The sequence below is a fragment of the Nocardia terrae genome, assembly GCF_009760405.1.
GTDB classification, from domain to species: domain Bacteria; phylum Actinomycetota; class Actinomycetes; order Mycobacteriales; family Mycobacteriaceae; genus Nocardia; species Nocardia terrae.
Map to the genome: position 1 here is coordinate 510,016 of NZ_WRPP01000005.1, position 23,243 is coordinate 533,258.

Below are 23,243 nucleotides of genomic sequence, written 5' to 3' on the forward strand. Positions count from 1 at the left end.
GTCAGCACGTCCGCCCTGGAATGGGAATGCAGATTCCCGAAGCCAATATCGTTCCGGACCCGATCTCCGCCATCCCGTCCGGTGTCAACCACGCCGCGAGCCGGTCGCGCAGTTGCTGCAACTGGTCGATGGCCGGACCCATGTGCTGCTGGAAGTCGGCGATCCCGGCGCGCAGCTGCTCGATCAGCGGCCGCACCTGTGGTTCGTGTTCGAGATAGAAATTCTCGATGGGGATGATCCGGTACACGGTGTCGCCGAGCAGCTCGTATGCCTCGTTGAAACCGGCATGCGTGTTGTTGTAGGTGGACAGCACGATCTCGACCTGCCGGATCAGTTCGAAGACGAAGTCTCGGCTGGTGTTGAACGTCTGCAGGTACTGTGCGGCCATGTCCATGACATTCCGGACTTGTTCACGCTGTTCATCCATCACCGTCGCGATGCTGTTCATACCAGCGATCAGCGAACCGACCGAACCCGAATTATGTTGCAGGGCATCGGCTATCTGGTCGATGTTCGCGTCGATCGGGCCGCCGTTGACCTTGTCGGTGACGTTCGGCGCGGCCTGCAGCACATCACCGATCGAGTATGGGACGCTCACCCGATCGGCAGGAATCACCGCACTGCCCAGCGACGCGTTGCCGAGCGGGACGAGGGTGACGGCATACCCGCCGACGGGGGTCAGCATCCGCACGTCGACCCGGGTGTCCGAGCCGACGAAGGTGCCGTTGTCGATCTCCGCGTCCACGCGCACCGTCTTCGGTTGAATGGACAGCTTGGTGACCTTGCCGACAGTGATCCCGGCGACCCGGACCTCCGCGCCGATTCCCACCGACGACGCGTCGGTGGTCTCGAACGCGATGGTCTTGCGCCCGAGCGGGTGCATGTACAGCATCGTTGTCGCCGCCAGCGACACGACCGCGACGAGCACGACACCCGCGCCGAGCACAATCTGTGTCCGTCGGCCGTCGGCCGTCAACCCCCAACGGGCCGCGAATTTCCTCAGTGCGCGTTGCATACCACGACCTCACTGCCGTTGAGAAGAACCTTGACCGCGGTGGGCAGCGTCGCAACACCGTTGCTGCACTGCATCGCTCCGGCGGCCGCCGACAGCTGTGGCAACTGCAGGCCCGCAAACGCTCCCGGCAGCAGCCGCAACGCCTCCGCCGCGGCGGGCATCGATGAAAACGCCTGCGCCAGTAGTTGATCGATATTCATGTCGTGGGACAGCCCCAGCTCCAGGATCAATCGGTGCACCGGTGCGGTGAACTCGGGGCCGAACACCGCCGTCTTCTGGAACTGATCGAGCACTGTCATCGCCTGCCCGACGGAATAGCTCAGTGATTGCAAGAAGTCCATGACCTGTGGCGATCGACCGCCCATGGTGTCGGCGATACGGGACAGGTTCGTCGCCAGGGTCGAGAGGACCTGCTGCCGATCTCGCGCGAGGTCCGCCAGCTGCTGTGCGCTGTCCATCATTGGAGCCAGCCCACTGCCGTCGCCTTGCAGCAGCGAGATGGCGTTCTGGGTAAAGTTGTTGATCTCGTCGGTGCTCATGGTGCTCAGCACCGGCTGCAGACCGTTGAACAGTTGCGTGATATCGAACGACGGCTTGGTCACCGCGGTTGTCAAGTGAGTGACCGGTTTTCCCGGCTGCGCGGGCGGCTCCAGATCGATGTACCGGACACCGGTCAAGTTCTGATATTTGACCGCCAGCACGGTGTTCTCGCTGAGCTGGTACCGCTTCTGCAGTGAGAAACCGACCTCGGCGATGCTGCGGCCGCCTTGGCGGATCAGCTCGATGGATTCGACCTTGCCGACCCGCACCCCTTTGATCCGTATGTCGCCATTGATGTGCAGACCCGACGCATCGGTGAAGTCGGCTGTGTAGCTATGAGTTTCGCCGTCCACCGGACTCTTGATCGCGTTGACGACGATCACGAGCAACAGCATCGACAACGCAGCGGCGATACCCAGCTTGACCAGGGTCACGGCCATTTTCACGCGCGGGCTCATCGGGGCACCTCCTGCTGCGGAGCGGTCGGGAGACCGGTCGCCGCCAGCGGCGCGGCCAGGGCGGGCAGCTCGTCCAGGATGACCCGGAGATTGAGCGTCTTTCCGTCGTCGGTCCCGGAAAACGCGCTGTTGTACCGGTCGGCCAGCATGCCGAGCTTGCCGACCGCGGCGCCTCCGTCGAGCAGATGCGGCAGCGCGTCCGTCATGGCCTGCACCAGCGCGGTCACCGGCGGCAATTCCGTTCCGTGTGAGGCCAAGAGATGCCCCGCTTTTCCGAACAGACTGTTCGCCGCCTGGTCCAGACCTTCGCCCGACCTTTTCATCATCTCGTCGTCGACACCCCAGCTGCCGTCGGGCCGGTGATTGAACTTGGTGTCGAACAGCGCGTACAACGCCTGAATGGCCTGGTCGCTGAAGCCCGGCAACACCGCCAGGATGTCATCCGCGCGGCCAAGCAGTTCGCTCGGAAAAGCCTGTTGTGCCTTCGCAACCCGATCAGCGAAGACGATGCCGGTCTGGATCAGCGGGGTCAGCCCGTCGGTGTAGCGGATGACCTTGTTCAGGGCCGTGATCATCGACTCCGTGAGGGTGCCGTCGATGGTGTGCGACCCCTGCTCCAGCATGGTCGACATGGTGTAGTCGCCCACCGAAGTACGGTCGAGCACCCGGTCGGCGACCAAGGCGCCGCCTCCGGGATTGCCCACCAGATTCACCGCCGCAATTCCGAAATAGTTCAGCGGCCGGAAGTCCACGTCGAACGAGTCGGTCAATCCACGAATTTCGCTCGGCCGCAGGGACAAACGCATACGCACCGACCGATTTCCGGTCTTGTCCAGACCGACGATCTCGCCGACCTCGACGCCCCGCAGAATCACCTTGGAGCCGACGCCGACGCCCGGACCCACGAATGGCACGTCGACGCTGAGCGGCAACCCGTCCGGCTTCTCGTATCGGGGACGAACCCACACCACCGCGATGATCGCGACGATCACCACCACGATCACTACGGCCGCGGTCAGATTCACGACTTTCGCCTGACGCCCGTCGGTACCGCGGAGGAAGTCTTGATTTCTCGTCTTGCTCATGGCCTCATCCTTTGAAGGTCAGAACCGGGCTCAGGCCCCAGATCGCCACGGTCATACAGAAATTCAGCACCACGATCGCGACCAGGCTCGCCCGGATCGCCCGGCCCGAGGCCTGTCCGACGCCCGCCGGGCCGCCGCTGGCGAAATATCCGTAATAGCAATGGATGAGCGTCACCACCGCGCAGAACGTGAGGGTCTTCAGCACCGAGGCGCCCAGGTCCGGCCAATTCAGGAACTGCGCGAAATAGTGGTCGTAGGTACCGTGGGGCTGCCGGTCGAAGACCTTCACGATGAGACCGCCGGTGAAGAAGCTGACCACCAGCGCCATCAGATATCCGGGCAGCACCACCAGCATCCCGCCGATCAGCCTGGTGCCGACCACGAACGGAATCGCTTGCAGGCCCATGGATTCGGTGGCGTCGATCTCCTCGGAGATGCGCATGGCGCCGATCTCCGCGGTCATGCGGCAGCCGGCTTGGGCGGCGAAGCCGATGCCGGTGATGATCGGCGCGATCACCCGGATGTTTCCGAACGATCCGATGATGCCGGTCAGCGGGCCGAAGCCGAGCAGATCCAGCGCCATGAACGCCTCGATCGCGACGACGGCGCCGACGGCGACGCCCAGGAAGAACATCAGGCTCACCACGCCGCCGTCGACGACCAGCGACCCGCTGCCCCACGCCATGCTGTTCATCGTTTTCCAGGTGGCCTGGCGGTAATGGCGGACCGTCTTGGGTAGCAAGTACAGTGTCTTGCCGACGAATAGGGTCACCTGACCGATTTCGCCGGCCATTTCGGAAACGCCGCGGCCGATCGCGCGCACCGGCGTCATCAGCATCGACGGTACGGGCGAATGCTTCGAGGGAATACTCATGCCATCACGCCAATCGGGTCGGGAAGAACATCATCTGCAACTGGCTCACCAGCAAATTCGTGAGGAAGATGCAGAAGACGCTGAGGACCACGGATGCATTCACGGCATTGGCGACGCCCTTGGGCCCGCCCTTCGCCTCGAGGCCGCGCAGGCTGGCGATCGAGACCACGATCGCCGCGAAGATGAACGCCTTCAGCACCGAGAACGCCAGGTCGGTCGGCGAGGTGAACGCGCCGAAGGACTGCCAGAAGCTCCCCGGGACAACATGATTGACGTTCGCGGAGATGATGAGTCCGGCCGCGACACCGGCTGCCACGATGATGATGCACAGCATCGGCGCGATCAAGAGCATCGCCAGGAACCGCGGCATCACGAGTCGTTCGACCGGGTCTACGCCCATGACGCGCATGGCGTCGATTTCCTCCCGGATGGCCCGGGCGCCCAGATCCGAGGCGATGGCCGAAGCCGCCGCGCCACTCATCAGCAGGCCCGCCGCCATGGGCGCGCCCTGGCCGACCACACCGAGGCCGCTCGCCGCGCCGGCCAGGGAGTTCGCCCCGACCTGATTCATGATGCCGCCGACTTCCACCGCCACCTCAGCACCGATAGGGACCGCCATCAGCAGGGCCGGCAATGCGGTGACCTTGAGCAGCAACCACATCTGGTCCACGACCTCGTGCATCGGCATCCGCAGCTTCACGATGTCGACCACGGAGTAGCGCACCACGGCCGCGATGAGCTGCATCGAGCGGCCCAGCGTGGCCAGGCTGCGCAGGGGCGCTTCCTTCAGGTGAGTTGTGACCCGGCGGGCGGCGGAGGGACGCCTATCCGCAGAGCCCTGCTGGTTCCCCTCCGGCCGGAACTGAACTTCGGTATTCTGGAGACCGTGTTCGGTGACCGGGGTCTGAATGGCAGTCATTGAGGAGAACCTCCCTCGCAATAATCGAGCGCGACGATTCGGAACGCCATCGCAAAATCCCTTCGCAGTGCTTGTACGGTCGTGACTCGTCATCGAGTTGTGTCACTTTTTGAGCGAATTACAGCCGTGCATACAATGCGCGATGGCTGCTATTTCGAATGCGGCCGGGCTAGCGGCCACTCACCGCATTCGAACGACGCGGCGCGAAACAGAGAATACTCTCAGTTCGCGTAAAGATCCTCGATTTGCTGAGAATACTTGGCGTGAATCGATCTTCTCTTCAGCTTCGCGGTGGGTGTGAGCTCATCACTGTCCGAAACCCACGCCGATGGGATCAGGAAGAATTTCTTGATCTGCTCGTTGCGATTGAGCCGATCGTTTCCGGTGTCCACCGCCCGCTGAATCTCGGCCCGGATTTCCGGCGCGGCCGCCAGTTCTTCGAGCGGCTTGTCGCTGAGACCGAGGCGCTTCGCGTAGACCGGCACGGCCTCGGGGTCGAGCGTGATCAGGGCCGTGACATACGGACGCCGGTCACCAACCGCGACCACTTGACCGATCAGCGAGCTCTCCCCCTTGATAGCCGACTCGATCACCGCGGGCGACATATTCTTCCCGGCCGAATTTATGATGATCTCTTTCTTGCGATCGACGATGCTAAGAAAGCCGTTCTCATCGATCGTGGCGATATCGCCGGTATGCAACCAGCCCTCGGCATCCAATGCCGCAGCGGTCTGCTCCGGTTCCTTGCGGTAGCCGACGAAATTCAATTCGGCTTTGACCAGGATTTCGCCGTCGTCGGCGAGCCGCAATTCGACGCCTGGCAACGGCCGTCCGGCCGTTCCACAGCGAAAATCGTCGACCCGATTGAAGACGTTCAGCGAGCCCTCGGTCAACCCGTACGCCTCCAGCAAAGGGATGCCGACCGCGCGGAAGAATTGCGCCAATTCCGGCGCCGAGGGCGCGCCGCCGACGAATGCGGCCTTGAGATTGTCCAAACCGAGTTTCGCGAGAACGGGGTGCAAGAATTCGAGTCCGCGTGTGTGCTCCTCGGCCAGCTGGGCTGCCTCGGCCTCGCTCACCGAGGAGCTGTCACCTGAGTCTTCGGCCCGCACCCAGCGCAAGCCCACGTCGACCGCGCGCCGGGCCGCGAAGCGCTGCTCTGGGTCCGGCATGCCCTCGATCAGGCCTTCGATGCCGACCTGCAGCTTCTCCCACACCCGTGGAACGGAGAAGATCGCGTCGGGACGAGCATCGACCAGATACGCCGGCAGAGCCCGCATATCCGCGCACGTGGTGATAGTCGCCCCGTGCACCAGCGCCATGTAGTGGGCCGTGATCCGCCCACCGGCGTGCGCCATCGGCAGGAACGAGATCACGCCATCGGTCGGCATAGGCAGCGCCGCGGTCAGCGCGCGTTGTTCCGCCATCACCGTTCGGTGCGACCACTGCGCACCCTTGGGCGGTCCCGTGGTCCCTGAGGTGTAGATGAGTGTGACGAGGTCATCGGCATCGACCTGCTGCCATGCAGTGGCGAAGTCGAACGACGGATCCGCGGTGGACTCGATGGTGTCCAGACTCGTCGCGGGCGCTCCGTCGTCGATGGCGATCAGGTGCTCGACTTGGGTGCCAAGCGCGTCGACGGCCTGCTGCACCTTGGGCAGAAAGCCCGGCAGGGTGATCACGATCCTGGCGTCGGCGATCCGGAGCTGGTGTTCGATCTGCTCCGCACTCGAGCTGTTGAAGATCGTGAAAGGTACCGCGCCGAGGTGCACGGCGGCATAGTCGAGGATATGGCACTCGGGGATATTGGGCAGGAGCACCGCGACCGTATCCCCGTGTGCCACACCGAGACCCGCGAGTCCGGCCGCGACCTTGCCGACCTTCTCGTTCAGCTGGGACCACGTCAGGCTGAATTCGCCCCCGAGTGTTCGCAGCGCGGTCTTGTCCGGGTATTGCGCGACAACACGCTGGAACGCCGCACACACGGTAGCTGCCTGAATGGGCGGACCCTCGGCGTCCGCCGTACCCGGCACCGCTTCCGTACTCGTCATTGCTCTCTCCTCAATCGAACCCACGCGACCGGTCAACGCCGGCCGCCATCGGGGAAACGGCGCCCGAACCTGCGACGCCAGTCGTGCATGCCGAGCAGCCGGATCATCTGATCGGTCAGCCGGGCCTTACTCGGGGAATACGGGTACCAGTGCAGTTCGCCGCCCATCTGCACCCGCTCACTGACGAATGCCTGTTTGCGGCAGTATTTGAGAATTCCGTCCCGGCCGCCGAATCGGCTGCCCAGGCCGGAGCTCTTCCAACCGCCGTGCGGCAGCGGGAACTGGAAGACATTGACCATGGCGTTGTTGACACAGATGCCGCCGGCCTCCAGGGCACGCCCGACGCGGCGGCCACGGGCCGCGGACCCCGTCCACACGCTGCCGCCGAGTCCGTATTCGGAGTCGTTGGCCAGGCGCACCGCCTCCTTCTCGTCCGCGACCTTCATGATCGGCAGGGTGGGACCGAAGGTCTCCTCCCGCATGCAGGCCATCGTGTGGTCGACGTCGACGAGAATGGTTGGCGGATAGAACAATCCGGTGTCGGCCCGCTTGCCGCCGGTCAGGATCCGGGCGCCCTTGTCGACCGCGTCCTGCACCTGTCGCTCGACGAGCTCGAGTTGCGTCGCGGTCGCCATCGCACCGAACTCGGTGGTGAACGATCCCTGCGGGTCCATGCCCTGTCGCAGTTCACCCACTCGATCGACGAGCTTGGATACGAAGGCGTCGTACACAGGCGCCTCGACGTAGACGCGCTCGACTGCCACACAGGACTGGCCCGCGTTGAACAACCCGCCCCAAATGGCGCCGCCGACCGCGCGGTCGAGATCGGCGTCCGACAGGACGATCATCGGATCCTTACCGCCCAGTTCCAGGCTCGCCGGTATCAGCCGCTCGGCCGCCCGGATACCCACGGCCCGACCGGTTCTGACCGATCCGGTGAACTGGATCATGTCGACGCTGTCGACCACCGCGGCGCCGGTCGCGCCCAAGCCGGTCGCGCAGCCCAGGACCGGTGGCGCACCGATCTCTTCGTTCCATCCCCGCACCATTTCGGCCCACGCGAGCGGAGTCACTTCGGACGGCTTGGTCAGCACCGCGGCACCGGACATCAGAGCGGGCGGAACGTCCATCATCGGCATGGCCAACGGGTAGTTCCACGGGGTGATCACCCCGACAAGCTGATACGGGCGGTACAGCACCTCGAGCTTCTTGGTCAGCGAGGCCGGTCCATGCGGACGGCGGGTCTGATCCGCCAGGAATTCCGGGGCGTGTTTGGCGTAGTAGTTGATCACCTCGACGGCCACCATGGTCTCGATCGAGGTGTCTCCCCAGGATTTGCCGGATTCCTGCTGAACCAGGCCCAGAATGCGCTGGTCGTTGTCCATCAGCCAGTCGAGCCAGTTCAGCAGGTGACGCGCCCGGCCGCGCGGGCCCAGTTGTTCCCATTCCGGTTGCGCCGACCGCAGTCGCTGCGCCAGTTCGGCCACCTCGGCAGGCGTCATATCCGGCAGGCGGCCCGCGATCGAACCGTCCGCAGGATTGCGCACCTCGAACTCTGCGGCCGCACTGCCGTCGTGCGGGGGATGTTCAACTCCGGCTGCCATAGCCATATCCAGCTCTCCTCGACTCTCAGCGTGTCCGCTGATGACCTTGTCGCGTACCCCCGAAACGCCGCGCAGGGCAAGAACGATCGTTCACACTGCTGACAATCAGGCGGTCACCGCCGTACGGATTATTTATGGGCCTTGCCGTCTCAGAATAGAGGTGTCAGTGTGTGCTGTCAATCACAAACCAGCAGGGCCGGGCTATCACATCACTACGGGCGCATTTGGCTAATAAGCCGGAAAATACTACTTTGAACTGCACGTTCTTCAAATCGCCATCGCTGCCGACCTTCGCTCCGACGCGTCGCTCGATCGACCGGAAGGCGGGCCACCACACGCAAGGAACGGTTCGAGCCACGTACGAGCACACGAGCGCGACGAAACGACCAGCATCGAGAACGATCGATTACTAGATGAGATAACGCCGCCGAGCGGGACAAACCTTTGCATATGGTAATTTCGCAACGTGTCGGCAACGAAAAAAGCCCAGGCAGAGCAGCATTCGCTCACAAGCCAAGTAGGTGGTGCGCGCGGGCGCGGACGACCCCGTCACGATATCGATCTCGGCGCGGTGGCCGACGCTGTCGCGCAACTCTTCGCAGAGGGCGGATTCGAGGCGGTCACCATCCCGTCGACCGCGGAACGGCTCTCCGTGTCACGCGCGACGCTCTACCGGACGGTACCGACCAAGGAGGATCTACTCGGAATTCTCTTCGAACGCAGCATGACCGAACTCGTCCAGCATGCGCGAGCGGTGGTCGAAGAGCACGAGGGCATCCGGGAGCAGCTCTACGGGTTGATTCGGGTACACATCGACGCCGCTATCCGCATGCGCCATTACATGCCGGTGTTCTTCGGCGGGGCCGGCCTACCACCCGAGGTATTCGATCGTTGGCACGGCCTGAGCCGGGCGTACGAGAAGATCTGGTGTGACACAGTGGAATTCGCCATGACGGACGGAGTCCTCGAACGGTCCGATCCGGTGGTGACCACCAGGCTCTTGCTCGGCATGTGTATCTGGGTGTCGCGCTGGTACCGACCAGAGGAGAAGCACAGCGCCGAGGAAATCGCGGAGGCAGCCATACGACTCCTGCATTTCCACGGCGGCACCAGCGCAGAGCACCGATAGCGTTACGCGACCGGGACAGTCGCCAGTCGCCGCTGATAATTGATGATGGACCGGTTCCGGTTGAACACGATCGCACCCACCAACTCTTCGTCCCGGTATGCCTCGACCACCAGCGCCGGGCGTTCGGGGTCGTCTTCGACCACGACGTACCGGTTCGCCGCGCGCAGGAACCCGGCCGTTTTGATCTTCACGTCGTACTGATCGGACCAGCACGCCGGTACGCTCGACAACGGCTTGCGCTCCTCCACGCTGGCAAGCAGATTCGCCGCTGCTGTGGCAGCCATGTCGCGGGCATTCGTCCAGTGCTCGACCGAGGCGCCTGTATCCGCGTGCGGATGTGGCCAGGCAGCAACGTCTCCGACTACGACAATGTCTTCGGCCCCTGTGGCGAAACAGTATTCGTCACAGACGACCGCCCCCTCGGCGAGTAGCAGACCCGAGCCCGCCAGCCATTCGGAGTTGGGCATCGAACCGACCGCCACCAGCACCTGATCGGCGGCGATTCGCTCACCACCGGTGAGGCGAACCGCCTCTACCCGGTCGACACCCTCCAGCGCTTCGACACCGCAGTTCATTCGCAACGTCACGCCGTTGCTCTCATGCAGCGCCGCCGCACGAGCCCCGGCCTCGGGGCCGAGCACCGGCATCGGATACGGCGCGACGTTTACCAGGGTGACATTCTCGACGCCCTGCTTGCGCAAGGTCGCCGCGACTTCACAGCCGATGAAGCCCGCCCCGACGATGACGACCCGACTGGACGGAGTCACCGCAGCACGGAAGCCCAGCGCATCTTCGAGTGAACGCAATGTGTGCACACCCGAAAGGCCACGGCTCAAATTCCACTCACGCGCACGCCGTCCGGTCGCGATGACGAGACCGTCGTAGTCCAGGCTCGTGCCGTCGGACAGAGCCACCGTCCGGAGGCGCGGATCCAGCCCGACCGCGGACGTACCGAGCCGCCAGTCCACGTCGAGGTCACCCACGGGGAAGAAGCACTGTTCGGTCGAGTATTCACCGCCCAGCAACTGCTTCGACAGCGGCGGACGGTCGTACGGGTGGTGGAGCTCGTCACCGAGCACGGTCAGGTGACCGTCGAATCCGTTCTCGCGCAAGGCAATCGCGGCCCGATGACCAGCCAGCCCAGCACCGGCGATAATGATCCGGCGCATACTCATCCTTCGACCCGAATCGCGGCGACCGGGCACAACCGGACCGCCATATCGACCTTGGCGCGCAGGGCCTCCGCCGGCTCGGCGTCGAGGACGCGCACCACCTCGTCCTCCTCGCCGAGATCGAACAGCTCGGGTGCCGCGATCACGCAGTCACCGTGCGCCTCGCACAGGTTGGTATCCACGGAAATCTTCATAACTTCACCTCCTATTCGTATTTGCCCGGTCACGCCGGGGTGATGGTGACCGGCAACTCGTACACACCACGCGAATACGCGTCGCGCACATAGTTGATCTCGCCCGCCGGCTCGATGGACTTGGTCCGCTTCAGCAGCTCCTCGAGCAGGATCTTCATCTCGAGTGCGGCCACATGCTTGCCCAGGCAGGTGTGCGGGCCACGGCCGAAGCTCAGGTGCAGGTTCGGATCGCGAGCCAGATCGAAGCGCCGGGGCTCTTCGAAGGCGCGCGGATCGAAGTTGCCTGCCGCGAACAGCATCAGCACCTTGTCGCCCTCCGCGATCTGCTTGCCGTGCAGCTCATGGTCGGCCGTCGCCGTGCGCACCAGATGGGTGAAGGGTGAGGCGACGCGGACCATCTCCTGGATCGCGGTGGACGGGATGTCGTCGGCGTGCGCGCGCAGCCAGGCCATCTGCTCGGGATTGCGCATCAACTCATGCATGCCGTGACTCAGCGCGGTGCGGGTGCTCTCGGCCGCGCCACTGGCCAGCAACGCGACATTGCCCATGATCTCGTCTTCGCTCATCTCGCCCGAGTCGTGAGCCTGAACAAGTTTGGTGATTACGTTGTCACCCGGCTCTTGCCGGCGCAGCTCACAGAGCTCGGTCGAGTAGACCATCAGGTTGCCGATGGCTTCGAGCACGTACTCGAACGACGGCGTCACACGGGTATCGAAGGGGGCGGCGAAGGTGTCGACCCAAGCGAAGAACTGCGGCCGATCGGCTTCGGGCACACCGAGCACATCTCCGAGCGCCTCCATCGGCATGGCATGACCGATGTCGTGAACGAAGTTGAACGTGCCCTTCTCCAGCGCCTTGTCCACGATCGTGACCGCGTAGTGGCGGAACTTGTCCGCGAGCTTGTGCACGACGTTCGGTGTGAAACCGCGGCTCATGATGCCGCGGTTTCGCTTGTGGTCGGCACCGTCGAGCGTGAGCATGGCGGGCATTCCGCCGTAGACGGGGTCGATCGGGGTGACCTTCCACATGTTCACCGAACCGCGGTCGGCCGCGTACAACTCGGTATTGCGGTCGACGTCCCAGATATCGGCGTGCCGACTGATCACCCACGCGCGCTCGATGAGCAGCGGGTCGGAGAACTCCTGCAGGTAGCAGGGCTCCTCGTTCTGAAGGTATTCGTACTGATCCAGCGGCAGCCCGAAGGTCGTCGGGTCGCCGTTGGCGTAGGTATCGACCTCCAGGATCCGCAGATCCGGATCGGAACGCGTCATGCCTTTTACCTCTTCCGCAATGCTCGAGTTGATGGCGGCCGTGATCAGCGAGCGGTGAAGCCCGCGTCGACGACGACCGTGGTGCCGGTGATGTATCGGCCGGTGTCGGAGACCAGATGCAGGATCGTGTTGGAAACGTCGACCGGCTCGATCAGGCCGTTGGGCACCGGCAACGGGTTCTGCAGGTTCTCCGCGATCTTCGGGAATTCCTGCACGTAGTTGCCGAACGCCTCGTTGAGGATCATCGGCGTCGCGACACCCGTCGGATGGACGGTGTTGACCCGAATGCTTTCGGCCGCATGGGCATTCGCCCAGGAGCGCATGAGGCCGACCACCGCGTGCTTCGACGCGATGTACCCCAGGACGCCCGGATTACCGTCCGCCAGCCCACCTTTCAGGCCCGCGGTGGAACTGGTGATGACGACCGAGCCGCCACGGCCACCGGCCTGGATGTGCGGCAGACCCGCTCGCACGGTGTTGTAGACGCCGTTGAGCATCACGTCGATGCCGTCGAAGAACGCCTGCTCGCGCAGCCGCTGCTCGCCGGTGATGGCCATGATTCCCGCATTCGCGAGAATGATGTCGAGGCGGCCGAACTCAGCGACGCCTTCGTCGACGACCTGCTGGACCGCCGAGCGGTCCCGTGCGTCGGCGACCTTCGCGAAGATCCGGCCGCCGGCCTTCTCGACGAGCGCGATGGTTTCGTCGAGGTCTTCCTGCGTCGCCATCGGGTACTCGACGGAGTCGATCTGCGCGCAGATGTCGAACCCGATGATGTCGGCACCCTCCTCGGCGAGCTTCACCGCATGCGAGCGGCCCTGCCCACGAGCGATACCGGAAATCAGGGCGACCTTGCCTTCGACGCGACCCATGATCATCACTTCCTTGTGCTTTGTTCCGATTCGATGACTGCCCCGGAAGCTGGTGCGTCACGGGGGCTCGGCCATTTATTAGCCTAGGTGTCTCAAAAAGAGTACGGCGGCGGCGGCGACTGTGTCAACGGTCACTTCGCCCGCCGCCACGCGAGTCTCGCTACGCGGCCTCGACCGGGTTCTCCTGCACGTACTCGCGATATTTGCCGTACGCCGGGGCAATGGCGGGGAGCATCCCGAGCAGCTTGGTGACCGGCCCCTGGATCTTCACCTTTCGACGGGCGAGGGCGACGGGCAGATTGAGCTCGCCCAACCAGAACTTGTGGCCGTCGTCGGCGGACATCGACAGTTCGACCTCGACCACGGCAACCTTCGCCCCCTCCCCCACCGTGTTGACGGCCGGATCGTTCGTGGCGTCGAGCACCATCACCGCTTCGGGATCGGTGTAGTTCACGCGGAACGAGGTATTCGCCGCCACGAACTTCGGCCCCACAACAGGGTCTTTCACCAGCGCCTCCAGAAAAGGCACGAAATGCTCGTACATCCCCTCGGCCGATTTGAAGATAGCCATGATCGAGTCCTTCGCTCTCGTTGGATCGCCCCGCCGCCGGCGACGGGCGACTGCGCGCACCGGGTCCGCCGGAACTTGTCGCCACGGATACGCTCGGTGGAAATTTTAGCCACCACGTCTCAAAATACGCAACGGGTGGGCTCGGAACTCTGGCACCACATCCAGCCATCCCTCCATCGAGTGAACGTCTACTCACATCTATAGACGTCAGGCACTACCAAATCTTCAGAGCAGATGGAAACGATCGTTTACAGGTTGTGCACGATGGGGCTATGCTGACGATGCGAACCGGCCATCGATGCAGCTGCGACGGCGTCCTATGCGCAGCATCGCCGCAGGCCGCAGTCGCGACATCGACAAGGAGGCATGATGGGATACCCACTCCCCACGACCAATTCGCTGAAGGGCCCCTTCCAGCCGATGCGTTTCGAGGCGACGGTCGAGGAGTGCATCGTCAGCGAGGGTGAGATTCCGAAGGACCTGGCGGGCGGTTTCTACCGGACCGGACCGACCTGGAAGCGCCCGACCAAGCAGGGGCCCAACCCCCTGCTGGGCATGGATGGCATGGTCCAGGGGCTGGTGTTCCGCGATGGCCGCGCCGACTTCCGTAACCGCTGGATCCGCACGCCGAAGTACCTGCTCGAAGAGCGCCACGGTCGGGGCATGTTCGAGTGGGCCGACGGCGGTTTCGGCGACTGGCGCGACAACGCCTACTGCGACGTGGTCCGCGACCAGTACACCCAGGGCGTTCCGCAAGGAACCAGCAACATCAACATCTTCCCGTTCGCTGGCGAGATGGTGGCATCCAGCGAGCAGGGCGGTCCGCCCATCGCCATCGATCCGATCACCCTCGAGACCCGGGGCATCGTTCCGTGGTCACCGAAGCTTTCGCAGGGGCTGACCGAGCCCGCGGCGTACGGCGCCACGTGTTTCGCCGCCCACCCGAAGTGGGACGCGGACACCGGCATCCTGTACGGCTGGAACTATCGCGATACCGCGCCATACGTCACGATGCACTTCGTGCATCCGGATGGCACCGTCGAATCCCGCGACGTCACCGATGCCCCTTACAACACGGTGGCACACGACATCTGGCTGACACCGGAGTGGGTCGTCATGCCCTTCCAGCCCTTTACGGTCGACCGCAAGAAGGTCACCGAGAAGCAGCTCGGCATCTGGGGTTGGGAGTCCGAGCTGCCGATCGTCATCGGGCTCATTCCCCGGCACGACATCCACGGCGAAATCCGTTGGATCACAACCGATCTTCCTCCGCAGTACATCATGCACACGATGTCCGCCAATGTGGAGGGCGATCTGCTGACCCTGGATGGCCCCATCTTCAACCGGCCGCCGTTCCCGTTCGAGCAGGACTTCGCCGCCGGTGACGACGTGGCGCTGTTCTTCTCCGTCGCCAAGAGTCACCTCGGGCGCTGGAGCATCGACCTGAAAACGGGCGCGGCGAAGTCGGAGCAACTGTCCGATCGACCCTCCGAGCTGCCCAAGGTCGACGAGCGGTTCTACGGCAAGGGCTACGAGTGGGGCTACCAGGTCGGCGGGGTGGTCAAACGCCAGGGCATGTCAATGAACAGCCTGGTCATGACCAACATGAAAACTCTCGCCGAGCAGGCCTACCAAATCCGCACCGACCAGCCCGCAGCTGTGCTCGAAGCGACGTTCGCGCCGCGCAACATCGATTCGCCGGAGGGCGACGGCTACATCATCGTTCCCGTCTCCTGGTGGGCCGATCGCCGTGGCGAATTCCAGATCTTCGACACCCACGACATCACCAAGGGCCCGATCTGCCGAATCGACATCCCCTTCTTCATGGGCTGGACGCCGCACGGCCACTGGATGGACTTCCGCTGAGCTGCTCCGCGAATCCACCCTTCGAGCCCGCATCACCCGCGTCGGTGGTGCGGGCTCGCTGCGTTGGCGGCCCCCACCGGCAGGCTCAACCGGTTTCACTTCCCCCGAGCCGCGGCCCTGCGGCAATGCGACAGTGAACCCCTACCGCATTTATGAGACACAGGTTATCTTTAATAGACCGCAGTGATGCGCGGCACAATCGACCTTCCTGAAGTTGAGGTATTCCATGGCTCGTCGCACCAAAGTTCCTTCGATCCGCTGGTTGCAGGTATGACGACCTTGGCCGACGCCAGCCTCTCGGATGAGCAGAGCACGCAAACCTCGCCGCGCGGCCACGTGCCCGGCGAGGCGGGGTTGTGGGTGCTCCTGTTCGGCGACATGTTGGTCTTCACCATGCTTTTCGGCGTCTACCTGTACCAGCGTCGGCAACAGCCGAGACTGTTCGAGGAGTTCCAGGCCACCGTCGATCGGAATCTGGGAACACTCAACACCCTATTGCTGCTCGTCAGCTCCCTCTTGGTCGTACTCGCCACCAGGGCCGTTCGGCGCAGTGCGCAGCGGCACCTCGCTCCCCGCCTGTTACTGGGCGCGATCACGTGTGGAATCGGGTTCGTCGCGGTCAAAGCGTTCGAGTACCACGAGGAGCTGACCGGCTCATCGACCACGGCAACCAACACATTCCGTCTGTACTACTTCGCCCTGACCGGACTGCATCTGGCGCATTTGGTCTTCGGCCTGCTGGTATTGATCGGCCTCTGGACGTTGTCGCGCAAGCGTGACCTCACCCGAACCCATCACATGTTCTTCGAGGGCGGCGCGTGCTTCTGGCACATGGTCGACCTGCTGTGGATGATGATCTTCCCGCTCGTCTACCTGGTGAGGTGAACGATGATCGCTCTCGCACGGACTCGCGCCACGATGGTGTGGTTGATCCTCATCGCCGCCACGAGTATCTCGTGGGCGTTGGGCGTGGAGCACGCCCTTGGGCGCGACGGCCAGACAACCGCAAGCGTGATAATCCTGCTCGTCGCCGTGGTCAAACTCCGGCTCGTGGGGCTCTACTTCATGGAATTGCGTGATGCCCCAACGATATTGCGTGGACTGTTCGAGGCATATTGCGTCGTCGTCGGCGCGGTGACACTGGGTATGTACTTCCTCGCATGAATTGACCGAGGCCGGCCAGGCGCTCCGTTGGGCACCCGCCGACCTCGGTCCAGCGTTTGGCGCGGGTCTGCCGTAACGACAGCAATCGACCGCGTCGACCATGCTCCTGGTCGACGCGGTCGTCTCGATTTGCCTACCCCGGCCGTTACGCCGTCGCGGTCAGCTCATCCCACAGGGCCCGCTCGCCCCGCTCCAGAGTGATGTCGCCGATGAGTTTCGCCCACTCGGATTCGCTCGACGCCGCATCACGCCATGCCCACAGCTTGGTCGTGAACCGATGCAGCGGATATTCGGCCGTGATGCCCATCGCACCGTGCAACTGATGAGTCAGTCGCGCGGTTTCGGTCGCAGCGGTCGCGCAGACCGTTCTCGCGATCGCCGCCGCAGGCAGCGCCGCATGCTCCGACGGCCCGATCGAATAGATCTCGACCGCCCGATACACGGAGGCTTCCGCCTGTAGCAATTGAGTACGGATGCTCGCCAGACCCGCCGCGACAGCCGGGATCTTGACCAGCGGCGCCCCGAATTGCTCACGCGTGCGTACATAGTTGCGAGTGAGTTCGTAAGCGCCGCGGATGGCACCGAGCAGAGCCGCGGACCACAACACGCCGAGGCGGGCGAGCACGGCACCGGCTGTCGGGGCATGCGCGAGAACTTGACCGGCCGCGGCTGTGAAAACTACCGCATCGCTCTGTTCACCAGCGAGATTCACTCCGGGCTCCACAGATACGCCGGGGTCACCGATCCTGTAGCAGATCGGCGACCCGCTCGCCGTATAGACGATCACGTTCTCAGCGCTGCGCGCCCACGGGACCGGGCCCACACGGGCCGACAACCTGCCCTCGATGTTCAACGTCGAGTCCGTGAAGGCGACCGCCGCGAGGACACCCGCGTTCACCTGTTCACCGGCCTCCGACAACACCCAGTTGGCGGTCGATGCCTGGATCAGGGGGACCCCGATCCCGTTCTGTCCCAACGCTTCCGATAGCTGTGCCAGATCCTCTATGCTGCCATCCGCGCCGCCGCTGGCCTCAGGGACACCGACGACATCCAGCCCCAGCTTCACCATTTCCAGCCAGAGCTCCGGAACCTCACCGGCTCCGGCCACAGCACCCACCGTCGCCACGAGGTTGGAAATCAATTCCCGCAGTGCGGATTCCGCGCTCATATCCGAGACTCCTGTTTCGCGATGATCGAGAGCAGTACATCCGCGGCACCGCCCCGGATGCTGAAGCCGGGCGCGGCGAGCAGTGCCTGATTCAAAAGGCTGTCGGGCGCATTGTCATTGCCTCCCAGCGCTTCCCGAGCAAATTCGATCACATCACGCTCGAAGGTATTGCCCAGCAGCTTGAGCGTGGCGGCTTCCTGGATGGGAGCCTGCCCGGCATCCAGTTGCCGCGCGACGTCCCAGCACATTCTCCGCAGGGCGGTCAGCCGGGCGACGAGCGCGCCCAGTCGACCGTGCAGATTGCGGTCGTGAACCTCATCGGCTCGTTCCACGATCGAGGCCAGCAGCGGATACGTCGACAGCAACCGTTCGGGGCCGCCTCTCTCGAAAGACAGTTGCTCGACGACCTGCTTCCAGCCCTCCCCCTCCGTGCCGATCAGATGGTGATCGGGCACGAAGACCCCATCGAACATGGTTTCGTTGAAATGGTGTTCTCCGGACATGTCGACGATCGGCGTCACCTCGACGCCGACAGCGTGCATATCGACGACGAACTCACTCAGGCCCAGGTGCTTGCGGTCCGCCTTCGCCGTCCGCGCCAGCACATAGGCATGTGTCGCGTGATGGGCGCCGGTCGTCCAGATCTTCCGGCCGGTGATACGCCAACCACCCGGAACTCGTTCGGCCGCGGTGCGCACGGCCGCGAGATCCGAGCCGGCCTCCGGCTCACTCATTCCGAGACAGAACAGAATTTCGGCCCGGGTAATCCCCGGCAAAATTTCCGCACGCAGCCGGTCGGAGCCATGGCGCAAGATCGCGGGCCCGATCTGCCGGTCGGCGATCCAGTGCGCCGCGACCGGCGCACCCGCACGCAACAGTTCCTCGGTGACCGCCAACCGATCCACGTTGCGGTATTCACCACCGCCGTAGCTCCGGGGCCAGGTCATTCCGATAAACCCGCGGGCGGCCAACTCCCGGCTGAAGTCCAGGTCGAACGATCGCATCCACGAATCGCACTGCGGCACATAGCGTCCGTCGCGGCACCATGTGGTCGCCAGCTCTCGGACTGTGCTGCGCAGTTCGTCTTGATTCAGCCGCGCCGAATCCTCTGCTAACACGGTTGACATCTTCCTCGCCTCTACGCCGTTCTCCTGGACCATCGCTCGTTCGTCATCGCCGCCGGAACAGCGGCTCACGCTTCTCCTTGAAGGCCGTGAATGCCTCCGCGGAGTCCTCTGTCGAAGTGACCACCGCCATATGCGAGGAGATCAAATCCAGCGCGGCACGCAGGTCCTGATCCAGCCCTTGGTAAACCGACCTTTTGATCAACTGGACGGCCAGCGGCGCCTTCCCGGCCAACGAGCCGGCCAACGCGTATGCCGCATCGAGCACCGCGTCGTCGTCGTGAACCTCCGAGACCAGCCCGATCCGGAGCGCCTCATCCGCGCCGACGAAGTCGCCGGTCCACAACAACCGCAACGCGTTTGCGACACCGACGATTCGGGGCAGGTAGTAGCAACCGCCATCGCCAGGCACCAGCCCTACCCGGATGTATCCCTCCGAGAAGCGCGCGGATCGCCCGGCAATGCGAATGTCGCACATCAGCGACATATCCATGCCCGCTCCCACGGCGACACCCCGGACTGCGGCGATCGCGGGCTTGGACAGCTCTTGCATCGCATAGGCAACCTGATGGACTCGCCGACCGAGATATTCCTTCTCGGCCAACGGCGAACGCTTCTCGCCCTTGAATCGGTCCAGATCCACCCCGGAGCAAAACGCTTCGCCCGCACCGGTCAAGACGACGACACGGACCTCGTCGTCCGCCTCGGCCTCACGCAGCACGCGAGCCCACTCATCGATCATCTCGAGGGTGAAGGCATTCTTCCGCTCGGGCCGGTTCAACAGGATGGTGGCCACTCCGTCCTTGACGGAGTACTCCAAATCGCTCACTGCTGTCTCCCCGCAAACATCGCGGCCTTGCATGCCGCGGTATCCCAGTAGTACGCCCGGATTTCCAGCACGGAGCCGTCGTCGGAGAAGCGCCACAGCTCGAGGGCGCCGGTATGGATGGCTTTCTCCGAACCTGGTGCATACCAATCGAATTTCAGCTCTGCGGCTACCTGATTGCCGCCGTCGACCAACCCGAGTATCTCGATACGGTCCGCCCCGATAGGGTCGGGAGCCGCCAGCATGCGACCGAACAGGGCAGACAACGCTGTCGCACCCTTGATCGTCCCGCCGTATGGCAGAGATTCCGGCCAAGTCACGACGACATCCGAAGCGAACCTGTCCAAGAGGAGCTGGCCCAGCGCCGGGGCGTCTTTCGATGCGATCGCCCGATAGAACTCACGAACCACATCGGCAGGATTGTTCGTCATGCCGTGGCCTCCTGTTCGAGCGCAGGAGCCGCGACGTCGTACTCGTCCGCCTCGAAGGTGAGCGTGCGCTGCCAATAGTCGATGTACTTCCACGGGCTGCTGATCACCACGCGCCCGGCGTCATTGCGGTAGTAGGTGGTCATGCCCGGGTGGACCCAGATGCACCGCGACAGCGCTTCATCGAGTTCCTTGTTGTAATCCCAGAAGACCTTTTCCAGGATTTCGACACTGGCCGAGTCGCTCTCGAAAAGGTGACCGATCGCCTGCATGACATAGCGCATCTGGAACTCGGTCGGATGCACCGCACTGCCGCCGTGGCCGGCATTGGTGTTGGGTCCGTTGAGGATGAAGAAGTTCGGGAAGTCGGGGACGGTGATTCCCAGATAGGCGCGGGCGTCGTCGGTGCCCCACTGCTCGCGCAGCACGCGTCCGGACTTGCCCCGAATCTCCATGGGCCACAGGAATTGCAGCGTCTTGAAGCCGGTGGCCAGCACGATCACGTCGGCCTCGTACTCGGCGCCCGAAGTGGTGACAATCGTGGACTCCCGCACTTCCGCGACCCCCTCGGTGACCAGGTCGACGTCCTCACGACGGACCGCGGCGAACCAGCCGTTGTCGATCAGTGGCCGCTTGCCGTACGGCGGGTATTCCGGTACACAGGCGTCGATGAGATCGGTCCGGTCGCCGAGCTGCTTCTTGATGTAGTCGGTCAGGAAGACACGGTGACGCTCGTTCGCCGCGTTGATCGAGCGGTCCGGGTGCGGCCAGTCGGGGTCGATCTGCAGGGACGGGTGCAACCGGTCGCTGAAGTTCCAGAAGGCCCGCAGGCGGTACCAGCCAGCGTAGTACGGCACCGCGTCCATCAGATAACGGATGCCTTCGCTGACGTTGCGGTGATAGTTGGGGTGCGGCAGCGCCCACTGCTTGGAGCGCTGGAAGATCAGCACCCGTTCGGCCTCATCGACAATGGTCGGCACCACCTGCATCGCGCTGGCGCCGGTGCCGATGACCGCCACCCGCTTGCCCGCGAGGCTGACATCCCGTTGCCATTCGGCGGTGTGCATGACAGGGCCGTTGAAACCGTCCAGTCCGGGAATGGCAGGGAGCGAGGGCCGGTTCACCTGGCCGACAGCCGAGATCAGCACATTGCCGACGAGAGTCTGCGCGCCGGCCGGGCCGGACACGTGCACGCTCCAGGTAGCCGTCGCCTCGTCGTACTCCGCCCGCGAAACTTCGGTTTCGAACAGGATGTTCTCGCGCACGTCGTAGGCCTCGGCCAAGCGCACCAGATAGTCCTCAACCTCGTCACGCTTGGCGAAGTATCGCGACCATTTCGTGTTCGGTGCGAAAGCGAAGGAATACAAATGGCTCGGAGTGTCCACGCCACAGCCGGGATAGACGTTCTCCCACCAGGTTCCGCCGACTTCGGCGTCCTTTTCGATCAGCGTGTAGTCGATACCTGCGGCGCGCAGCTTGATGGCCGCGCACAACCCGGACAGGCCGGCACCGATGATCAGCACCCGGAAGCCGGCGGGCGGCTCACCGACAGCGACGTCGCGGGAAGTAAGCCCCAGCTCTTCGGAGAGCAGCGGCCCGTACTCGCGCGGCACGTCTTCCACCATCGCCACCTCGAGCATTTCGGCGACCTGCGTGGGCGTGAGATCGACCGGGGTCAGCCGACCCGCGCGATAGTCGACGACGGCATCGAATGCCGCCAACCGGATCTCCTGCTGCAGCTCCTCCGGCAATCCACCGGAGTCGTTGTCGTCCAACGGAAGTCCCCGGCGAGGCCGGTACGGTTCCCGCAGCCAGCGTTCGTCACCGGTCAGCTGAGCGAGCACCATGAGCAGTGTGGGGATGTTCGCCTCGTCGAGTGCGGTGCGCAACTGCTCGGTGGCAGAAGCTTGGCCATCCAGGCCGGGTGCCGCAACCGTGTCGGACATAGTCTTCCCTTCATGTTCATCCGCCGTGGAACCTCCACTGTGGTGAACGATCGTTTCCAATAGGACAGGATTTTCCCGACCGCGACCGAGGACCACGCGAAATCGAGCATCGATTTTTGAGCTCTAGTGTCTCAAATATATGCCGCAGGAGTCCCCGGGTCAATCGGCTTCGGTCACGCGCCCGTGAACTTCGGCTTCCGGCGTTCGGTGAATGCCTCGACGCCTTCCCGCAGGTCAGCACTACCGAGCGTCATTTCCTCATACGACAGCGCCAGATCGACCACTTCTCCCGCCCGCTGCCGCGACAATTGATTGAGCACCCGCTTCGTGCCCTGAACCGCGAGTGGCGCGAGCTGCGCGATGCGCAGCGCGAGCTTCAGCGCCTCCGCGCGCACCTGGTCCGCTTCGTCGACGAGATCGGTGACAAGTCCCAGCTGGAAAGCGGTTTCCGCGGTCAACGGATCGCCCGTAAGCAGATGCCGGCGCGCACGCAACATCCCCGCCGAGGCGGGCCACACCAGGCAGCCACCGTCACCGGCCACCAGGCCGATGGCGACGTGAGTGTCGGCGAGCGTTGCCGAACGCACCGCCACCACGGCGTCACAGGCGAGCACCACGGTCGCGCCGAGACCGATCGCAGGCCCCTGAACAGCAGCGATAATCGGCTGCGGCACAGCCAGAAACGCGTCCAGCAGAGCGCCCGCGTCATCGATGATGGTGCGGCGCACGGCGGCATCCTCGTTCGCGGCACGCATGAGCGCGAAGTCGCCACCCGCGGAGAACGCCGAGCCTGTCGATGCGAGCACAATCGCCCGCACCGACTCATCGGCCCGCAGCGCACGGAGGGTCTCAGTGAGATCGTGATGCAACTCGCGATCGAATCGGTTCAGCAACTCCGGCCGACTGAGCACGATCTCGGCCACCCCGTCCGCCCAAGTGGTGAGTTCCAGTGTTGCGCCCATCGTG

The 23,243-nt window shown here is 63.9% G+C and carries 22 protein-coding genes; 4 read left to right on the forward strand and 18 right to left on the reverse strand.

All coding sequences use genetic code 11. The annotated features are described in order from the left end of the window. Position 1: 1 nt before the first annotated feature. From GPX89_RS26465 to GPX89_RS26495, 7 genes are all read right to left on the reverse strand, one after another. Positions 2–1,015, reverse strand: coding sequence for an MlaD family protein (locus GPX89_RS26465; RefSeq protein WP_157390346.1), 1,014 nt, complete (start codon positions 1,013–1,015; stop codon positions 2–4). Continuing rightward, positions 1,000–2,013 carry an MlaD family protein gene (locus GPX89_RS26470; RefSeq protein ID WP_157390347.1) on the reverse strand — a complete coding sequence of 338 codons (1,014 nt, stop codon included), beginning with the start codon at positions 2,011–2,013 and terminating at the stop codon, positions 1,000–1,002. The genes GPX89_RS26465 and GPX89_RS26470 overlap by 16 nt, the downstream gene beginning before the upstream one ends. Continuing rightward, complete coding sequence (locus GPX89_RS26475; RefSeq protein ID WP_157390348.1) at positions 2,010–3,098, reverse strand: MlaD family protein; 1,089 nt, start codon at positions 3,096–3,098, stop codon at positions 2,010–2,012. The genes GPX89_RS26470 and GPX89_RS26475 overlap by 4 nt, the downstream gene beginning before the upstream one ends. Before the next feature lie 4 nt (positions 3,099–3,102). Then, a complete protein-coding gene (locus GPX89_RS26480; protein WP_235948226.1) occupies positions 3,103–3,930 on the reverse strand; it encodes an MlaE family ABC transporter permease in 828 nt (275 codons plus the stop codon). Positions 3,931–3,976: 46 nt separating this feature from the next. Next, entirely contained in the window at positions 3,977–4,717 is a 741-nt protein-coding gene (locus GPX89_RS26485) for an ABC transporter permease (protein ID WP_235948229.1), read from the reverse strand. A gap of 395 nt (positions 4,718–5,112) precedes the next feature. Beyond that, entirely contained in the window at positions 5,113–6,942 is a 1,830-nt protein-coding gene (locus tag GPX89_RS26490) for an AMP-dependent synthetase/ligase (RefSeq protein WP_157390351.1), read from the reverse strand. 32 nt (positions 6,943–6,974) lie between these two features. Continuing rightward, positions 6,975–8,552, reverse strand: coding sequence for an aldehyde dehydrogenase family protein (locus GPX89_RS26495; protein WP_456237936.1), 1,578 nt, complete (start codon positions 8,550–8,552; stop codon positions 6,975–6,977). Between the two features lie 565 nt (positions 8,553–9,117). On the opposite strand from GPX89_RS26495, the gene GPX89_RS44825 reads away from it, so the two are divergent. Further along, positions 9,118–9,675, forward strand: a complete 558-nt coding sequence (locus tag GPX89_RS44825; RefSeq protein ID WP_328602338.1) for a TetR/AcrR family transcriptional regulator — start codon at positions 9,118–9,120, stop codon at positions 9,673–9,675. A 2-nt stretch (positions 9,676–9,677) separates the two neighbouring features. Here the strand turns inward: GPX89_RS44825 and GPX89_RS26505 are convergent, their stop codons facing one another. The 5 genes from GPX89_RS26505 to GPX89_RS26525 form a co-directional block, all read right to left on the reverse strand. Next, complete coding sequence (locus tag GPX89_RS26505; protein WP_198347595.1) at positions 9,678–10,844, reverse strand: NAD(P)/FAD-dependent oxidoreductase; 1,167 nt, start codon at positions 10,842–10,844, stop codon at positions 9,678–9,680. 2 nt (positions 10,845–10,846) lie between these two features. Continuing rightward, on the reverse strand, positions 10,847–11,041 hold the full coding sequence (locus GPX89_RS26510) for a ferredoxin (protein WP_157390353.1): 195 nt from the start codon (positions 11,039–11,041) through the stop codon (positions 10,847–10,849). A gap of 29 nt (positions 11,042–11,070) precedes the next feature. Beyond that, positions 11,071–12,312, reverse strand: a complete 1,242-nt coding sequence (locus GPX89_RS26515; protein ID WP_157390354.1) for a cytochrome P450 — start codon at positions 12,310–12,312, stop codon at positions 11,071–11,073. Positions 12,313–12,356: 44 nt separating this feature from the next. Then, positions 12,357–13,184 (reverse strand): mycofactocin-coupled SDR family oxidoreductase, encoded by an 828-nt coding sequence (locus GPX89_RS26520; protein WP_328602339.1) that lies wholly within the window; start codon positions 13,182–13,184, stop codon positions 12,357–12,359. 160 nt (positions 13,185–13,344) lie between these two features. After that, complete coding sequence (locus GPX89_RS26525) at positions 13,345–13,755, reverse strand: SCP2 sterol-binding domain-containing protein (RefSeq protein WP_157390356.1); 411 nt, start codon at positions 13,753–13,755, stop codon at positions 13,345–13,347. Positions 13,756–14,124: 369 nt separating this feature from the next. Here GPX89_RS26525 and GPX89_RS26530 point away from each other — a divergent pair, with 369 nt between their 5' ends. The 3 genes from GPX89_RS26530 to GPX89_RS26540 all read left to right on the forward strand — a co-directional run bounded on the left by GPX89_RS26530 (position 14,125) and on the right by GPX89_RS26540 (position 16,785). Continuing rightward, positions 14,125–15,621, forward strand: coding sequence for a carotenoid oxygenase family protein (locus GPX89_RS26530; RefSeq protein ID WP_157390357.1), 1,497 nt, complete (start codon positions 14,125–14,127; stop codon positions 15,619–15,621). 186 nt (positions 15,622–15,807) lie between these two features. Next, positions 15,808–16,506: a cytochrome c oxidase subunit 3 gene (locus GPX89_RS26535; protein ID WP_235948033.1), complete on the forward strand. Its 699-nt coding sequence runs from the start codon at positions 15,808–15,810 to the stop codon at positions 16,504–16,506. A gap of 3 nt (positions 16,507–16,509) precedes the next feature. After that, positions 16,510–16,785, forward strand: coding sequence for a cytochrome C oxidase subunit IV family protein (locus GPX89_RS26540; protein WP_157390358.1), 276 nt, complete (start codon positions 16,510–16,512; stop codon positions 16,783–16,785). A 145-nt stretch (positions 16,786–16,930) separates the two neighbouring features. Here GPX89_RS26540 and GPX89_RS26545 read toward each other — a convergent pair whose 3' ends face one another. The 6 genes from GPX89_RS26545 to GPX89_RS26570 all read right to left on the reverse strand — a co-directional run bounded on the left by GPX89_RS26545 (position 16,931) and on the right by GPX89_RS26570 (position 23,239). Then, on the reverse strand, positions 16,931–17,953 hold the full coding sequence (locus tag GPX89_RS26545) for an acyl-CoA dehydrogenase family protein (RefSeq protein WP_157390359.1): 1,023 nt from the start codon (positions 17,951–17,953) through the stop codon (positions 16,931–16,933). After that, the gene (locus GPX89_RS26550) at positions 17,950–19,149 is read right to left on the reverse strand and encodes an acyl-CoA dehydrogenase family protein (RefSeq protein WP_328602340.1); all 1,200 of its coding nucleotides are present in this window, start codon (positions 19,147–19,149) and stop codon (positions 17,950–17,952) included. The genes GPX89_RS26545 and GPX89_RS26550 overlap by 4 nt, the downstream gene beginning before the upstream one ends. Next, positions 19,124–19,906, reverse strand: coding sequence for an enoyl-CoA hydratase/isomerase family protein (locus GPX89_RS26555; RefSeq protein WP_328602341.1), 783 nt, complete (start codon positions 19,904–19,906; stop codon positions 19,124–19,126). Before GPX89_RS26555 ends, GPX89_RS26550 begins: the two co-directional genes overlap by 26 nt. Next, entirely contained in the window at positions 19,903–20,334 is a 432-nt protein-coding gene (locus tag GPX89_RS26560) for a nuclear transport factor 2 family protein (protein WP_157390361.1), read from the reverse strand. The genes GPX89_RS26555 and GPX89_RS26560 overlap by 4 nt, the downstream gene beginning before the upstream one ends. Continuing rightward, a complete protein-coding gene (locus GPX89_RS26565) occupies positions 20,331–22,277 on the reverse strand; it encodes a flavin-containing monooxygenase (protein ID WP_157390362.1) in 1,947 nt (648 codons plus the stop codon). The genes GPX89_RS26560 and GPX89_RS26565 overlap by 4 nt, the downstream gene beginning before the upstream one ends. A 173-nt stretch (positions 22,278–22,450) precedes the next feature. Beyond that, positions 22,451–23,239, reverse strand: coding sequence for an enoyl-CoA hydratase/isomerase family protein (locus GPX89_RS26570; protein ID WP_157390363.1), 789 nt, complete (start codon positions 23,237–23,239; stop codon positions 22,451–22,453). Between the last annotated feature and the right edge of the window lie 4 nt (positions 23,240–23,243).